Source organism: Mycobacterium sp. NGS35 (genome assembly GCF_059812855.1).
In genome coordinates, this window is the sequence record NZ_JCALDL010000016.1 from 19,810 (window position 1) to 33,045 (window position 13,236).

A 13,236-nucleotide genomic window follows, 5' to 3' on the forward strand; every position below is an offset into this window, starting at 1 on the left:
CGTCTCTCAGGTGCCTCTCAGGCGGTCCGTAGAGACTGGGGGCCGTGCGGATTCTTGTCGTTGACGACGATCGCGCCGTGCGCGAGTCGCTGCGCCGGTCCCTTTCCTTCAACGGCTACACGGTGTCGCTTGCGCAGGACGGCGTGGAGGCGCTCGACGCGATAGCCAACGAACGCCCCGACGCGGTGGTGCTCGACGTGATGATGCCGCGGCTCGACGGCCTGGAAGTGTGCCGGCAGCTGCGCAGCACCGGCGACGACCTACCGATCCTGGTGCTCACCGCCCGTGACTCGGTGTCCGAGCGCGTGGCCGGACTGGACGCCGGTGCCGACGACTACCTGCCCAAGCCGTTCGCGCTGGAAGAGCTGCTGGCGCGGATGCGAGCGCTGTTGCGGCGCACTGTCCCCGACAACGCCGCCGAGTCCGTCGCCATGACGTTCTCCGACCTCAGCCTGGACCCGGTGACTCGCGAGGTGACCCGCGGGGAACGCCGGATCAGCCTCACCCGCACCGAGTTCGCACTGCTCGAGATGCTCATCGCCAATCCGCGCCGTGTGCTCACCCGCAGCCGCATCCTCGAAGAGGTCTGGGGCTTCGACTTTCCGACCTCCGGCAACGCCCTCGAGGTCTACGTCGGCTACTTGCGGCGCAAGACCGAGGCCGAAGGAGAGCCGCGGCTGATCCACACGGTGCGGGGTGTGGGGTATGTGCTGCGAGAAACGCCGCCCTGATGTCACCCCGCATACCGCTGTTGCGGCCGTCACGACGCGCGGCGCTTCCGGCCCGCAGCTCGTTGTCGTTGCGCTGGCGCGTGATGTTGCTCGCGATGTCGATGGTCGCGATGGTGGTGGTGCTGATCGCCGTGGCGGCCTACATCATGGTGTCGGCGGCGCTGTACCGCAACGTCGACAACCAGCTGCAGACGCGCGCGCAGTTGCTGATCGACAGCGGCGCGCTGGATGCCGATCCGGCCAAGGCGATCGAAGGTACCGCGTATTCGGACGTCAACGCGATGCTGGTGATCCCGGGCCGGGCCATCTACACCGCCAACCAGGAAGGGCAGCGGCTGCCGTTCGGGCAGCCGGAGAAGGACGTGGTCGACGGCAATCTGTTGTTGTCGTTGCGTGCCACCGGCGATCAGCGCGTGCTGGCCACGCATCTGCCCAATGGCACCACGCTGCTGATCTCCAAGAGCCTCAAGCCGACGAATTTGGTTCTGCGCCAATTGGGTTGGGTGCTGCTGGTGGTCGGCGGCGTGGGTCTGGTGATCGCCGCGGTGGCCGGCGGCATGGTGGCCCAGGCCGGGCTGCGGCCGGTGCGCAGACTCACCGAGGCGGCCGAGCGGGTGGCGCGCACCGACGACCTTCGGCCCATCCCCGTCGCCGGCAGTGATGAACTAGCAAGGCTCACAGAGAATTTCAACATGATGCTGCGCGCGCTCGCCGAATCACGGGAGCGCCAAGCGCGATTGGTGACCGATGCCGGCCACGAGCTGCGCACGCCGCTCACGTCGCTGAGGACAAACGTCGAGTTGCTGATCGCGTCGATGGAACCCGGTGCGCCACGGCTACCGGAAAGCGAGATGGCGGGGCTGCGGGCGGATGTGCTGGCCCAGATCGAGGAGTTGTCCACGCTCGTCGGCGATCTCGTGGACCTTACCCGCGACGACGCCGGCGAGGTGGTACACGAGCCCGTCGACATGACCGAGGTCGTGGACCGCAGCCTTGAGCGAGTTCGTCGTCGCCGCAGTGACATTCAGTTCGAGGCGGACGTCGCGCCGTGGCAGGTCTATGGTGACGCCGCGGGTCTGTCGCGCGCGGTGCTCAATCTGCTCGACAACGCAGCGAAGTGGAGCCCACCCGGCGGTGCCGTCAAAGTGAGCCTGCGACAAGTTGATCCGTCACATGCCGAGCTGGTGATCGCAGACCATGGGCCCGGCATACCGCCGAGCGAGCGGCAGCTGGTGTTCGAACGCTTCTATCGGTCAGCGTCGGCACGCGCGATGCCGGGTTCCGGCTTGGGCTTGGCGATCGTCAAACATGTGGTCATGAAACACGGTGGGCTGCTTAGGATCGAAGACACTGTGCCCGGCGGTCAGCCGCCGGGCACGTCGATCTATGTGGTGTTGCCGGGCAGGCCGATGCCCCCCACGGACGAGCCGGTCGGCCGAAAATCTGTGGATGATTCGAGGCAGCTCTCAGTGGATTCTCAGTCGAGTGTTGCACGGTAGAAGGCAACGATTGCCGCACTGAACCACTCGAGAAAGAGCGACTCAGCGAGATGACGAACCACCCGAGGTACACGCCGTCCCAGCACTCGGGGCGTTATAACGTTACGCCGCAGCAGTTCTCGTCATACGACTGGCGGTACGCAACGCAGCAGCAGTACGGTCAGCAATCACCCGTGCCGCAGGCTCCCCAAAGCCGTTCCCGCGCAGGATGGTTCACCGCAGGCGCCGTCGCTATTGCGGTGATCTCGGCGGGAATCGGCGGCGGTGTCGCAATGGCGGTCAGGTCAGAGCATCCGAACACCACGGTCGCCACGGCGCCGGCGGCGGCACCGGGCCAGCCAGCGGCGAGCGTCCCCGCGGGATCCGTCGAACAAGTCGCGGCCAAAGTGGTGCCCAGCGTGGTGAAGCTCGAAGTGTCGATGGGTCAGCAATCCGAGGAGGGCTCGGGCGTGATCTTGACCGCGGACGGCTTGATTCTCACCAACAATCACGTCGTCGCGGCGGCTGGCCAAGCCGGGCCGATGGGTGGTTCGCCCAAGACCACCGTGACGTTCAGCGACGGCCGTACCGCGCCGTTCAGCGTGGTCGGCGCGGACCCGTCGACTGACATCGCGGTGGTGCGTGCCCAAGGTGTGTCCGGTCTGACGCCGATCACGATCGGTTCGTCGAGCAATCTGCAAGTGGGTCAGGACGTGGTCGCGGTCGGTTCTCCGCTGGGCCTGCAGGGCACCGTGACCACCGGCATCATCAGCGCCTTGAACCGGCCGGTGGCCACCGGTGGTGACGCCGGTGACCAGAACACCGTGCTGGACGCAATCCAGACCGACGCGGCGATCAACCCCGGCAATTCCGGCGGGGCGCTGGTGAACATGAACGGCGAATTGGTGGGCATCAACTCGGCGATCGCAACGTTGGGAGAGCAGTCGAGTGGGCCGCAGAGCGGAAACATCGGCTTGGGCTTCGCGATTCCCGTCGATCAGGCCAAGCGCATCGCCGACCAGTTGATCCAGACCGGCACCGCAACGCACGCGTCGCTGGGTGTTCAGGTGAGCAACGATGCGACGGAAAGCGGCGCCAAGATCATGGAAGTGATGCCTGGGGGACCGGCGGCTCACGCCGGTCTGCCGAGCGGTGTGGTGGTGACCAAGCTCGACGACCGGGTGATCGACGGCGCCGACGCGTTGGTGGCCGCGGTCCGGTCGAAGGCACCGGGCGACAAGGTGACGCTGACGTACGCCGCGCCGGGTGGGACGAAGACGGTGGATGTGACCCTGGGCGTGGCGCAGCGATGAGCCGCGTGCGCGAAGAGCAGAAAGCAGCGATGAGCCGCGTGCGCGAAGAGCAGAAAGCAGCGATGAGCCGCTTGCGCGAAGAGCAGATAGCAGCGATAAGCCGTTTGGTGATGCGCAATCGAGTGGTGAGGATGGTGACGCCGGTGTCGGCGCGCGGATATACGGTGGCATCCATGGAAAAGCCGGTGGAGTTGGTGGGCCGCGCACTTGTGGTCGTCGTCGACGATCGCACCGCGCACGGCGACGAGGAAGACCACAGTGGGCCGCTGGTCACGGAGCTTCTCACCGAGGCCGGTTTCGTCGTCGACGGTGTCGTGCTGGTGTCCGCCGACGAGGTCGAGATCCGCAACGCGTTGAACACCGCGGTGATCGGCGGGGTGGACCTTGTGGTGTCCGTCGGTGGCACGGGCGTGACGCCGCGCGACGTGACGCCGGAGGCTACGCGCGACATTCTCGACCGCGAGTTGTTGGGTATCGCGGAGGCGTTGCGCGCGTCGGGATTGTCGGCGGGCATCACCGACGCCGGGCTGTCGCGCGGGCTGGCCGGCATCTCCGGCAGCACGCTGGTGGTCAACCTGGCCGGCTCCAGGTACGCGGTGCGCGACGGCATGGCCACACTGAACCCGCTGGCGACCCAGATCATCGGCGAGCTGTCGAGCCTCGAAATCTAGACGCGGCGGCCCGCTTCACAACCGCGGAACAGCGCGTTAACAGCGGCTTTGCAAATCGTTGTGACCTTAATCACACTCGATGCCGCCATCCGTTGTGACGTTGAAGTAAGCGGCGTTCCGCAGCGAACCCCGCTCGACGGCATTTGGAACCCGGGGAAATGGCAGCGACTGCCGCTTGAGATCACCGGCCTTGCGGCCCATAAACCCTGGCAGGGAGGTTCCACGCGCCGTTGCGCAACGACGGCCGGGCATGCCGCAGACACCCGCCGACTGATAGTCGCGGAGGCCTCCAAATCGGGCGAGCAAAGCGCCGTGAACCCAGTTGGCCGGCAATTGGTCGTGTCCCACGCGTTGCTCAAGCGGTGGAGCCGCCGTTATGTTCCTCCTGTCAACGATGAGCGGTAGTTAAGGACAGCCTGAGAGCAAATCTCATTTGAGTCTCATTTGGATGTCCAACGTCGTGGTGTCAGCGGTCTGATACACCACCAAACGACACTCGGTGATCTACTTGGATCACCGGCGACATGGCTAGGGAGAACATGAAAGTTATCGGTCGAGTACTGGTGGCTCTGATCGCTGCCGTGGCGGCGCTGTTCGTGGGCACGGGCACGTCGCATGCGGGGCTGGACAATGAGCTGAGCGTGGTCGACGGCAAAGGCCGCACGCTGGTGATTCAACAGTGGGACACCTTCCTCAACGGCGTCTATCCGCTGGACCGCAACCGGCTGACCCGTGAGTGGTTCCATTCGGGGCGGGCGATCTATCACGTGACCGGCCCGGGCGCGGATGCGTTCAACGGCACCTTGGAGCTCGGTTATCAGATCGGCTTCCCCTGGTCGCTGGGCGTCGGCGTCAACTTCAGCTATACGACGCCGAACCTCAACCTGGACCAGACGGAGATCGCGCCCGTGCCGGCTCTGGTGGTCACCAGCCCGCCGCTGTTCCCCGGTGCGTCGATCAGCGCCGACCTGGGCAACGGCCCCGGCATCCAGGAGGTCGCGACGTTCTCGGTGGATGTCTCCGGTCCGAACGGAGGCGTGGCCGTGAGCAATGCGCACGGCACGGTGACCGGTGCGGCCGGCGGGGTGCTGCTGCGCCCGTTCGCGCGGCTCATCTCCAAGGACGGTGACAGCGTCACCACCTACGGCGAACCGTGGAACATGAACTGACGCCCTAGTCGCAGAGCAAGCAGAGCAATCAGCCCCCGACCGATCGGCCGGGGGCTGATTGCAACCTAAGGTGCTACGACTTATCGGCGCTGGTCGTCTTCGCGGTGTCCGGGCTCGGGCCGGTACCGGGCCCTGACACCGACTCGTGGCGGCCGGTGCCCTGGCCGTTCGTCGCCAGCAGGTCGCGGATCTCGGTCAGGATCGACAACTCCGTGTCCTGGGCCTGCTCCACCTCACCGCGCTTGCGGAAGGTGTTGTACGGCAGGACCACCAAGAAGTACACCACCGCCGCGACGAGCACGAAGTTGATGGCCTGGGTGACCACGGCGCTGAAGTCGACGACCTGTCCGCCGCCGATGTCGATCTGGAGGAACCCATATTGCCGGTTTCCGCCGGCACCCACGCGGTTGATCAGCGGCTGCAGGACCTTGGTGGTGAAGGCGGTGACCAGCGCCGTGAACGCGGTGCCGATGACCACCGCCACCGACAGGTCGACGATGTTGCCCCTGGCGAGAAACTCTTTGAAGCCCTTGAGCATGCGGTTCTCCTGTCGTTCGGTGGGCGGGCGTGCACCGAACAGTAGCCTCAGTGGAACGTCAGCGTGATCGTCTCGGTGAGGGCCACACCGGCGACCTGATGGGCGGTTGCGGCGGGCAGCGCGACCAGCACTACGCGGTCGTTGCCGGGTCCACGCTGTGAAGGTTTCGGCGAGACCAGCACCACCACGGCGTCGGTCGCCACCATGTGCGGCGCAGAAGCGGTGTCCGGTCCGGAGTTCGACGGTCCGGCCGCGAGTACGTCGACGATGTCGCCGGCTCGCAGCACGTCGAGCACTGCCGAGTCGGATAGATGCAGCGGCACGATGCGGGCATCGGGACCCGCGGCAGACGTCGCCAGCCGCGGTCCCAGCAGCCGCACGTCGGTGAGAACCTCGCCACGTCGGGCCGGTCCGGCAAGCGTCGCCCCGACGACGTCGTTGACGCCGGATCGGGCACCGTCGGGAACCGTTGGGGCCAAACGCTTTTCGACGCGCACGTCGTCAGCTGTGAGCGCGAGCCCAGGCGCGAGGTCGCGAACCGCCACCACCGCGTCGACCCGGTCACCGTCGGGGTCGGAGCGAAACGCCGCGACCGCGGCAAGCACCACCAGTGCCGCGGCGGCGACCCGGCGCGCCGCGACGGTGCGCGACCAGTCCGGCCGCAGCATCCGTGAAAGTCGATTCAGCGCAGACGGATTGAGCGATTCCCGCACGCTCTCACGCTAGGCGCGCAGCGGCGACTCCGGGGAAAGTAGGTAAGCGTCCTGTGGATAACGGGTCAGCTCGCGACAGCAGCGGGCGCAGGAGAGGACTTGGCCTCGCCGTTCGACTTCGACGACGACGTCTCGCTCGATGTCGAGGACTCCGAGCTGGACTTGCCGTTGGACGAGCCGTTTGACGCCGCCCGGCTGTCGGTGCGGTAGAAGCCGCTGCCTTTGAACACCACGCCGACCTTCCCGAACAACTTGCGCAGCCGGCCTGAGCACTTCGGGCACTCGGTCAGGGCAGGGTCGGTGAACGCCTGCACCGCGTCGAACCTGTTGTCACACTCGGTGCACGCATACGAGTAGGTCGGCACAGGAACCTCCGTTAGATCAGCTTGCTAGCACTCTACCTGTTCAAGTGCCAGCGGGCCACCTGCATTCCCCGAAAACCGATCAGGCCAGCGGAATCAAGCCGAAGCCCGGCGTCAGCGCATGAGTCATCGGGATGTCGTGCGGCTCCACCGGCAGCTGCTCGACCAGCTCCTCGTCACGCACCACGGCGATGAGCCGAGCCGCCGGATCGCGGAACCTCAGCGAGCGGTCGTAGAAGCCGGCGCCGCGACCCAGCCGGGCGCCGTGCCGGTCGACGGCCAGCGCGGGCACCAGCACAGTTCGCGCACTGGCCAGCGCGGTCGGCGGCAGCCAAGGCGGGGGCGGCTCGACCAGGCCATAGGGCGCCGCGACGAGCGGGCCGGCCCGGTACCTGGACCACTGCAGCGGCAGCGGAATGCCGTCGTCGGATGCCCGCGCGATCGGCAACAGAACCGAACCGCAGATCGCGACCACGGCGTCGGCCAGATCGGGATAGCCGGGCTCGGTCGACAGTGGGGCGTAGGCGGCAACCACTTCGTCGGCGGCGAGAATGGTCTGTAAATGCCGAACCAGAGCCGCAGTTTCGGCGGTGCGCACCTGTTCGTCGACCGTTTGCCGCGCGGCAACGCGGTCGGCCCGGATACGGTCCTTTAGCGTGAGCGCCACTGCGCAACGATGACAGGGGGTTCCGTCTATATGCCAGAGGAGTCACAGGGCGCGGCGTTAGGGTGTGTGCGATGACGCGACCAGAAGTTTCGATACCGCGCACGGCGGTCGTGCCTGCGGCGGGTCTGGGCACGCGGTTCTTACCCGCGACCAAGACCGTGCCCAAGGAGCTGCTGCCGGTCGTCGACACGCCCGGCATCGAACTGGTCGCGGCAGAGGCGGCGGAGGCCGGCGCCGAGCGGCTCGTCATCGTCACGTCTGAGGGCAAGGACAGCGTCGTCGCCCATTTCGTCCATGACTTGGTGCTGGAAGGCACGCTCGAAGCCCGCGGCAAGACCTCCATGCTGGCGAAGGTGCGGCGGGCGCCGGCCCTGATCAAGGTGGAGTCCGTGGTCCAGCACGAGCCGTTGGGCCTGGGACATGCAGTCAGCTGCGTCGAGCCGGTGCTGTCCGACGACGAGGACGCGATCTCGGTGCTTTTGCCTGACGACCTGGTGCTGCCCACCGGGGTGCTGGAAACCATGTCGAAGGTGCGCGCCGAACACGGCGGCTCGGTGCTGTGCGCAATCGAGGTGCCGGAATCGGAGATCAGCGCCTATGGGGTGTTCGAGGTCGAAAAGCTCTCCGACGAGGACAACCCGAACGTGTTGCGCGTCAAGGGCATGGTCGAAAAGCCTGATCCTGAAGACGCGCCGTCGCCGTACGCGGCTGCCGGCCGGTACCTGTTGGACCGGGCGATCTTCGACGCGCTGCGCCGGGTCCCGCGCGGCGCCGGCGGTGAGATCCAGTTGACCGACGCGATCGCGCTGTTGATCGACGAGGGCCATCCGGTGCACGTCGTGGTGCACCGCGGGTCCCGACACGACCTCGGAAATCCCGGCGGCTACCTCAAGGCTGCGGTTGACTTTGCATTGGATCGTGACGACTATGGCCCGGATTTGCGGCGCTGGTTGGTAGCGCGGTTGGGTTTGGAGCAGTAACTGCCTGCCGGCCGCTCATCGGTCTACAGGAAGGCATGCTGTGCGTTCGGTTGAGGAGCAGCAGGCGCGGGTGATGGCCGCTGCGGTCGCGCCGCGGCCGGTTCGCGTGGCTATCGCCGAAGCGCAGGGCCTGATGTGCGCCGAAGAAGTGGTGACCGAGCGGCCGCTGCCCGGATTCGACCAAGCCGCCATCGATGGGTACGCGGTGCGCAGCGTCGACGTGGCTGAGGCCGACGACTCCGGCGGCATCGAAGTGCGGTTGCCGGTGGTGGGCGAGATCGGCGCGGGTGCCCGCACGCCCAGCCGGTTGCAGCCCCGCCAGGCCGCGCGCGTGCAGACCGGTGCGCCGATGCCTACTCTCGCCGACGCGGTGTTGCCGTTGCGCTGGACCGACGGCGGCGAATCCAAGGTTCGGGTGTTGCGCGGGGTCCGCTCGGGTGCGTATGTGCGGCGCGCAGGTGACGATGTGCAGCCGGGCGATGTCGCCGTGCGCGCAGGCGCGATCATCGGTTCGGCGCAGGTCGGGTTGCTCGCAGCGGTGGGACGCGAGCGGGTGCTGGTGCATCCCCGGCCGCGGCTGTCGGTGATGAGCGTGGGCAGCGAGCTCGTCGACATCGCCCGCACGCCCGGCAACGGCCAGGTGTACGACGTGAATTCGTATGCGTTGGCGGCCGCCGGGCGTGACGCGGGAGCGGAGGTGACTCGCGTCGGGATCATCAGCAGCGACCCGAAAGAACTCCGCGAAGTCGTCGAGGGTCAGCTGAACCGGGCCGAGGTGGTGGTGATCGCCGGAGCCGTCGGCGGATCCGCTGCGGAAGCCGTGCGCTCGGCGCTGGCGCCGCTCGGCGAGATGGACATCACCCGTGTGGCAATGCATCCCGGCTCGGTGCAAGGGTTCGGACAGCTGGGCCCCGAGGGGGTGCCGACGTTTCTGCTGCCGGCCAACCCGGTCAGCGCGCTGGTGGTGTTCGAAATCATGGTGCGGCCGCTGATCAGGATGTCGCTAGGCAAGCGGCAGCCGATGCGGCGGATCGTGGAAGCCCGTACGCTGTCGTCGATTTCGTCGGTGCGCGGTCGTCGCGGATATCTGCGGGGACAGCTGATGCGCGACCAGGACACCGACGAATACCTCGTGCAGGTTCTCGGCGGTCCGGGGGCGTCGTCGCACTTGCTGGCGACGCTGGCGGAGGCCAACTGCCTGGTGATCGTCCCCGCAGAGACCGAACAAATCCCGACCGGCGAGATGGTCAGCGTTGCGTTCTTGGCGCAGCGCGGCTGAATCCTGTTCGCAGTGAGCATTTTTCGCAGTAGTGGCGTCCATCCCGGGTGGCCGGCAACCGTTGGCCCGATCCGCGTTCCCGGGGGGATGGTGCGGCTGCGTCCGGTCCGGATGCGTGACGCCGCCCAGTGGAGCCGGATCCGGCTGGCCGACCGTGCGCACCTCGAGCCGTGGGAGCCGACGACGGACACGGATTGGGTTCGGCGGCAAACAGTTTCGTCGTGGCCGTCGGTGTGTTCGGGACTGCGGGGCGAAGCGCGCAAAGGCCGCATGCTGCCGTTCGCGATCGAACTCGACGGCGAGTTCTGCGGACAGCTGACGGTGGGCAACGTGACGCATGGTGCATTGCGCTCGGCGTGGATCGGCTATTGGGTGGCCAGCTCCGTCACCGGGCGTGGAGTGGCAACCGGGGCGCTGGCGTTGGGTCTGGACCACTGTTTTTCAGCGGTGCGGCTGCACCGGGTCGAGGCGACGGTGCGGCCGGAGAACGCGGCGAGCCGGCGGGTGCTCGCGAAGGTCGGCTTTCGGGAAGAGGGGCTGCTGCGGCGCTATCTCGACGTCGACGGAGCATGGCGCGACCACCTGCTGGTGGCGATCACGGTCGAAGAAGTACAGGGCTCGGTGGCGTCGACGCTGGTGCGGGCCGGCCAGGCGCGCTGGTCCTAGCCCGCGCTCTGTTACAGATGTGACAAATGCGCCTGTCGGTGCTTGCCTGTGTCGAATTACAGGTGTGTAATTGCGCAGGTCACGTGGCGCGAAAGGAGCAGGCACCATGCCAAGCGTCCCGCAATCACTCCTGTGGATTTCTCTGGTGGTGCTCTGGCTCTTCGTCTTGGTGCCGATGCTGATCAGCAAGCGCGAGGCGGTGCGGCGTACCAGTGACGTGGCGCTGGCCACCCGGGTGCTCAACAGCGGCGCGAGCGCCAGGCTCAAGAAGCGAGGCCCGGCCGACGGGCACCGCAGCGACCCGGATTGGCAGCCGGTCGACGAGGACGATGACCTCGACGACGACGAAACCGCGGACAAGGCCGTCGTACTGAAAGCGGCAGACGCGACCGCGGAGCCCGACATCATCGACGTCGACATCGTCGAAGAGGACTCGGGGGCCTTGCCGGCCGGCGCGAGTCAAGCCGAAGCCGAAGACCCTGCGCCGGAGCCCGTGGCGGCCGACGCGGCCGAGGAGTCAGCGGAGGAGGCGGCCGATGACGGCACCTCCGACGAGTACGAATACGTCGAGGACACCTCCGGGCTGGAGTCAGAGGAGGACCCGCCGACCGCAGCGACGTCGGTACCGCCTCGTCGGCGGTTGTACGAGTCGAAGACCGCGGCGGCGGTCAGCGCGCGCAAGTACCGGTTCCGCAAGCGCGTGCTGTCGGCGATGTCGCTGATTTTGGTGGCGACGACGATCGCGGCGGTCACGGTGTGGCCCTCCGGGTGGTGGGCCTGTGGCGCCGCGGGTGTGATCACGATCCTGTACCTGGCGTATCTGCGTCGGCAGACCCGCATCGAGGAGCAAGTGCGTCGGCGCCGGCTGCAGCGGATGGCACGGTCGCGGATCGGAGTGCCGAACACCGCCGACCGTGAGCACGACGTTCCGGCGCGCGTGCGCCAGCCCGGCGCCGCCGTGCTCGAAATCGACGACGAGGACCCGATTTTCGAGCACCTGGACTACGCGCCGGGCCCGATGGAGTACCACCTGCCGAAGGCCGCTGGCCAGTAGGTTTTCTGGCCTGGGCGCCTCGGCTGGTAACCTGCTAGCGACCAGGGGCTATGGCGCAGTTGGTAGCGCGACTCGTTCGCATCGAGTAGGTCAGGGGTTCGAATCCCCTTAGCTCCACTTACTTCTTGTAGGGACGTCAAGCAGGCGATGTACTGCTCGCAAAGATCTGTGCTCGATGGGCCGCAACTGAGGCTGCCCACCGCTCTACGACGCGGAAATCTGGGGCCTCGGCACTCGTCTTCAGTAGCCGTCCCGTCCAGCTCCCGGAAGCGAAAACTCCCTCGGATACGCCGAATTCAGGTGCCACGAGGACTGGCACCTGAGCTGCTACCGCCATCCCTGTCTCGGTATGCAGCCAAGGGGAAGTCAAGGTTCCGGCCACGTTCGCCTCTTCCTTCGTGCCAAGTCGCCAGCCACCCGAGTGGATCGTCAATTGCCGGAATCCCAATACGAGCACGCCGTCACACGAACCGAAGAGTCGCAGTAAGTCTGGCCAGGGATCGTCGCGGTAGGACTCTCGACGAAGTTGTTCGACCGAGAAGTCGAGAGTCGACAGATAGTCATGCCACCAGTCGCTGATCTTCTGCTGAAGTGAAGTAAGCCCCGAAGGCTGGCAAAGGAAAATGACAGGACTCATCGGAGCTGCCCTAAGGCACCATTGCTCCCGGTAATCCTACCAGATCGTTGTCCAGCAGGTTCGCCACTTCTTCAGGGATCCCTTGCGCGCCCGCAAAATTGGCTCCCTCGATCTTCGCGCCGCTGAACTTGGAGCCGGTCAACTGTGCCTCACGAAAGTCAGCGTTCTGACAATTTGCTCCCTTGAGTACCGTACCTTCAAGAATGGCCCTATAGAACACGGTGTTTATGGCGGTCACATCTCTGAAAGATGCGCCGGAGCAATTGGATTCGAACAAGTCGGCACCGGAGAGATCGACGGCCCGCTTCTCGTCAGGCTTCCTCCCGATGTAGGCGTTTTCGAGGTGGCAGTTCTGCAGATCCGCTCCCACCAAGTCATTCGCGTAATGTAGGCCGTCCGCTAGCACTTTCCTGATGCGAGGCGATTTCTCGGCTCGCAGCATGCCGGCGATCACCTCTATCGCCTCTTTGATGTATGGCGTTCCCGCCGCTCCTTGTTCGGTATGTTCGTCGAAGAACCGTCGCAGCAAAACCGCTCCGGTCATGCGCACTGTTTCGTTGTCGGATGCGATTCTGTCTACCGTGAGGGCAAATGATGCCCCTACTGCAGCCCGAACGTCTCTCCTGCTTCGGTAATTGAAGTACTTCAGGATTCCGAGGAGAGCGGCAAGGGTAGCTCCGATGACAGCGATTGCTCCCTGAGCGGCTTGCCACATCGAAGTCCCTTTCTGTGGAAGCGCACCACAAGGTGAAAAATAGCGGCTGAATATTGATTTGCGGTGGTGGCGCGCCGTCACAGAAGGCCAGGCGACGCCGTAAGCGCTCTGCGTACCTGCAACCGCCAACCGGACAACGGCAAAATGAATGGCTTCGGAGCGCGGTGTTTCCGTAGACCTGCACGCGGGCGGTCTTGCCGTCGCGGATCGCTGACATGCGTCTCGCGGAGCACCACTATGTCGCCCTAGATACTCGCCGAGTT

14 protein-coding genes and 1 tRNA gene are annotated in these 13,236 nt (G+C 66.1%); 10 read left to right on the plus strand and 5 right to left on the minus strand.

The annotated features are described in order from the left end of the window. Positions 1 to 44: 44 nt before the first annotated feature. The 5 genes from AC5Y4C_RS20175 (at position 45) to mspA (ending at position 5,362) form a co-directional block, all read left to right on the plus strand. Positions 45 to 731, plus strand: coding sequence for a response regulator transcription factor (locus AC5Y4C_RS20175; protein WP_499906475.1), 687 nt, complete (start codon positions 45 to 47; stop codon positions 729 to 731). Continuing rightward, on the plus strand, positions 731 to 2,230 hold the full coding sequence (locus AC5Y4C_RS20180) for a HAMP domain-containing sensor histidine kinase (protein WP_499961691.1): 1,500 nt from the start codon (positions 731 to 733) through the stop codon (positions 2,228 to 2,230). The genes AC5Y4C_RS20175 and AC5Y4C_RS20180 overlap by 1 nt, the downstream gene beginning before the upstream one ends. A gap of 50 nt (positions 2,231 to 2,280) precedes the next feature. Continuing rightward, positions 2,281 to 3,522 carry a S1C family serine protease gene (locus AC5Y4C_RS20185; protein WP_499961692.1) on the plus strand — a complete coding sequence of 414 codons (1,242 nt, stop codon included), beginning with the start codon at positions 2,281 to 2,283 and terminating at the stop codon, positions 3,520 to 3,522. A gap of 131 nt (positions 3,523 to 3,653) precedes the next feature. Then, entirely contained in the window at positions 3,654 to 4,193 is a 540-nt protein-coding gene (locus AC5Y4C_RS20190; protein ID WP_499907436.1) for a MogA/MoaB family molybdenum cofactor biosynthesis protein, read from the plus strand. Between the two features lie 539 nt (positions 4,194 to 4,732). Beyond that, positions 4,733 to 5,362, plus strand: a complete 630-nt coding sequence (gene mspA, locus AC5Y4C_RS20195; protein WP_499906469.1) for a porin MspA — start codon at positions 4,733 to 4,735, stop codon at positions 5,360 to 5,362. Positions 5,363 to 5,435: 73 nt separating this feature from the next. Here the strand turns inward: mspA and mscL are convergent, their stop codons facing one another. The 4 genes from mscL to AC5Y4C_RS20215 all read right to left on the minus strand — a co-directional run bounded on the left by mscL (position 5,436) and on the right by AC5Y4C_RS20215 (position 7,642). Further along, positions 5,436 to 5,900 (minus strand): large-conductance mechanosensitive channel protein MscL, encoded by a 465-nt coding sequence (gene mscL / locus AC5Y4C_RS20200; RefSeq protein WP_499906466.1) that lies wholly within the window; start codon positions 5,898 to 5,900, stop codon positions 5,436 to 5,438. A 47-nt stretch (positions 5,901 to 5,947) separates the two neighbouring features. Continuing rightward, entirely contained in the window at positions 5,948 to 6,613 is a 666-nt protein-coding gene (locus tag AC5Y4C_RS20205; RefSeq protein WP_499961693.1) for an SAF domain-containing protein, read from the minus strand. Positions 6,614 to 6,678: 65 nt separating this feature from the next. Further along, complete coding sequence (locus tag AC5Y4C_RS20210) at positions 6,679 to 6,978, minus strand: FmdB family zinc ribbon protein (protein ID WP_499906462.1); 300 nt, start codon at positions 6,976 to 6,978, stop codon at positions 6,679 to 6,681. A 79-nt stretch (positions 6,979 to 7,057) separates the two neighbouring features. Then, positions 7,058 to 7,642 (minus strand): 5-formyltetrahydrofolate cyclo-ligase, encoded by a 585-nt coding sequence (locus AC5Y4C_RS20215; protein ID WP_499961695.1) that lies wholly within the window; start codon positions 7,640 to 7,642, stop codon positions 7,058 to 7,060. 71 nt (positions 7,643 to 7,713) lie between these two features. Here AC5Y4C_RS20215 and AC5Y4C_RS20220 point away from each other — a divergent pair, with 71 nt between their 5' ends. The 5 genes from AC5Y4C_RS20220 to AC5Y4C_RS20240 all read left to right on the plus strand — a co-directional run bounded on the left by AC5Y4C_RS20220 (position 7,714) and on the right by AC5Y4C_RS20240 (position 11,738). Continuing rightward, positions 7,714 to 8,622 (plus strand): UTP--glucose-1-phosphate uridylyltransferase, encoded by a 909-nt coding sequence (locus AC5Y4C_RS20220; protein ID WP_499906458.1) that lies wholly within the window; start codon positions 7,714 to 7,716, stop codon positions 8,620 to 8,622. 40 nt (positions 8,623 to 8,662) lie between these two features. Continuing rightward, positions 8,663 to 9,901: a molybdotransferase-like divisome protein Glp gene (gene glp / locus AC5Y4C_RS20225; protein WP_499961696.1), complete on the plus strand. Its 1,239-nt coding sequence runs from the start codon at positions 8,663 to 8,665 to the stop codon at positions 9,899 to 9,901. 12 nt (positions 9,902 to 9,913) lie between these two features. Then, positions 9,914 to 10,567: a GNAT family N-acetyltransferase gene (locus tag AC5Y4C_RS20230; protein WP_499906453.1), complete on the plus strand. Its 654-nt coding sequence runs from the start codon at positions 9,914 to 9,916 to the stop codon at positions 10,565 to 10,567. Between the two features lie 106 nt (positions 10,568 to 10,673). Beyond that, on the plus strand, positions 10,674 to 11,621 hold the full coding sequence (gene sepX / locus AC5Y4C_RS20235; RefSeq protein WP_499961697.1) for a divisome protein SepX/GlpR: 948 nt from the start codon (positions 10,674 to 10,676) through the stop codon (positions 11,619 to 11,621). A gap of 44 nt (positions 11,622 to 11,665) precedes the next feature. Continuing rightward, positions 11,666 to 11,738: transfer RNA gene (locus tag AC5Y4C_RS20240), tRNA-Ala, on the plus strand. Between the two features lie 530 nt (positions 11,739 to 12,268). Here the strand turns inward: AC5Y4C_RS20240 and AC5Y4C_RS20245 are convergent. Beyond that, positions 12,269 to 13,054 (minus strand): pentapeptide repeat-containing protein, encoded by a 786-nt coding sequence (locus AC5Y4C_RS20245; RefSeq protein ID WP_500008521.1) that lies wholly within the window; start codon positions 13,052 to 13,054, stop codon positions 12,269 to 12,271. Between the last annotated feature and the right edge of the window lie 182 nt (positions 13,055 to 13,236).

Bases quoted from the DNA above. Each gene is read 5' to 3' on its own strand.
- AC5Y4C_RS20190 (WP_499907436.1), top strand. From the start codon at position 3,654: ATGGTGACGCCGGTGTCGGCGCGCGGATATACGGTGGCATCCATGGAA.
- sepX (WP_499961697.1), top strand. From the start codon at position 10,674: ATGCCAAGCGTCCCGCAATCACTCCTGTGGATTTCTCTGGTGGTGCTC.
- AC5Y4C_RS20180 (WP_499961691.1), top strand. From the start codon at position 731: ATGTCACCCCGCATACCGCTGTTGCGGCCGTCACGACGCGCGGCGCTT.
- AC5Y4C_RS20185 (WP_499961692.1), top strand. From the start codon at position 2,281: ATGACGAACCACCCGAGGTACACGCCGTCCCAGCACTCGGGGCGTTAT.
- mspA (WP_499906469.1), top strand. From the start codon at position 4,733: ATGAAAGTTATCGGTCGAGTACTGGTGGCTCTGATCGCTGCCGTGGCG.
- mscL (WP_499906466.1), bottom strand. From the start codon at position 5,900: ATGCTCAAGGGCTTCAAAGAGTTTCTCGCCAGGGGCAACATCGTCGAC.
- AC5Y4C_RS20220 (WP_499906458.1), top strand. From the start codon at position 7,714: ATGACGCGACCAGAAGTTTCGATACCGCGCACGGCGGTCGTGCCTGCG.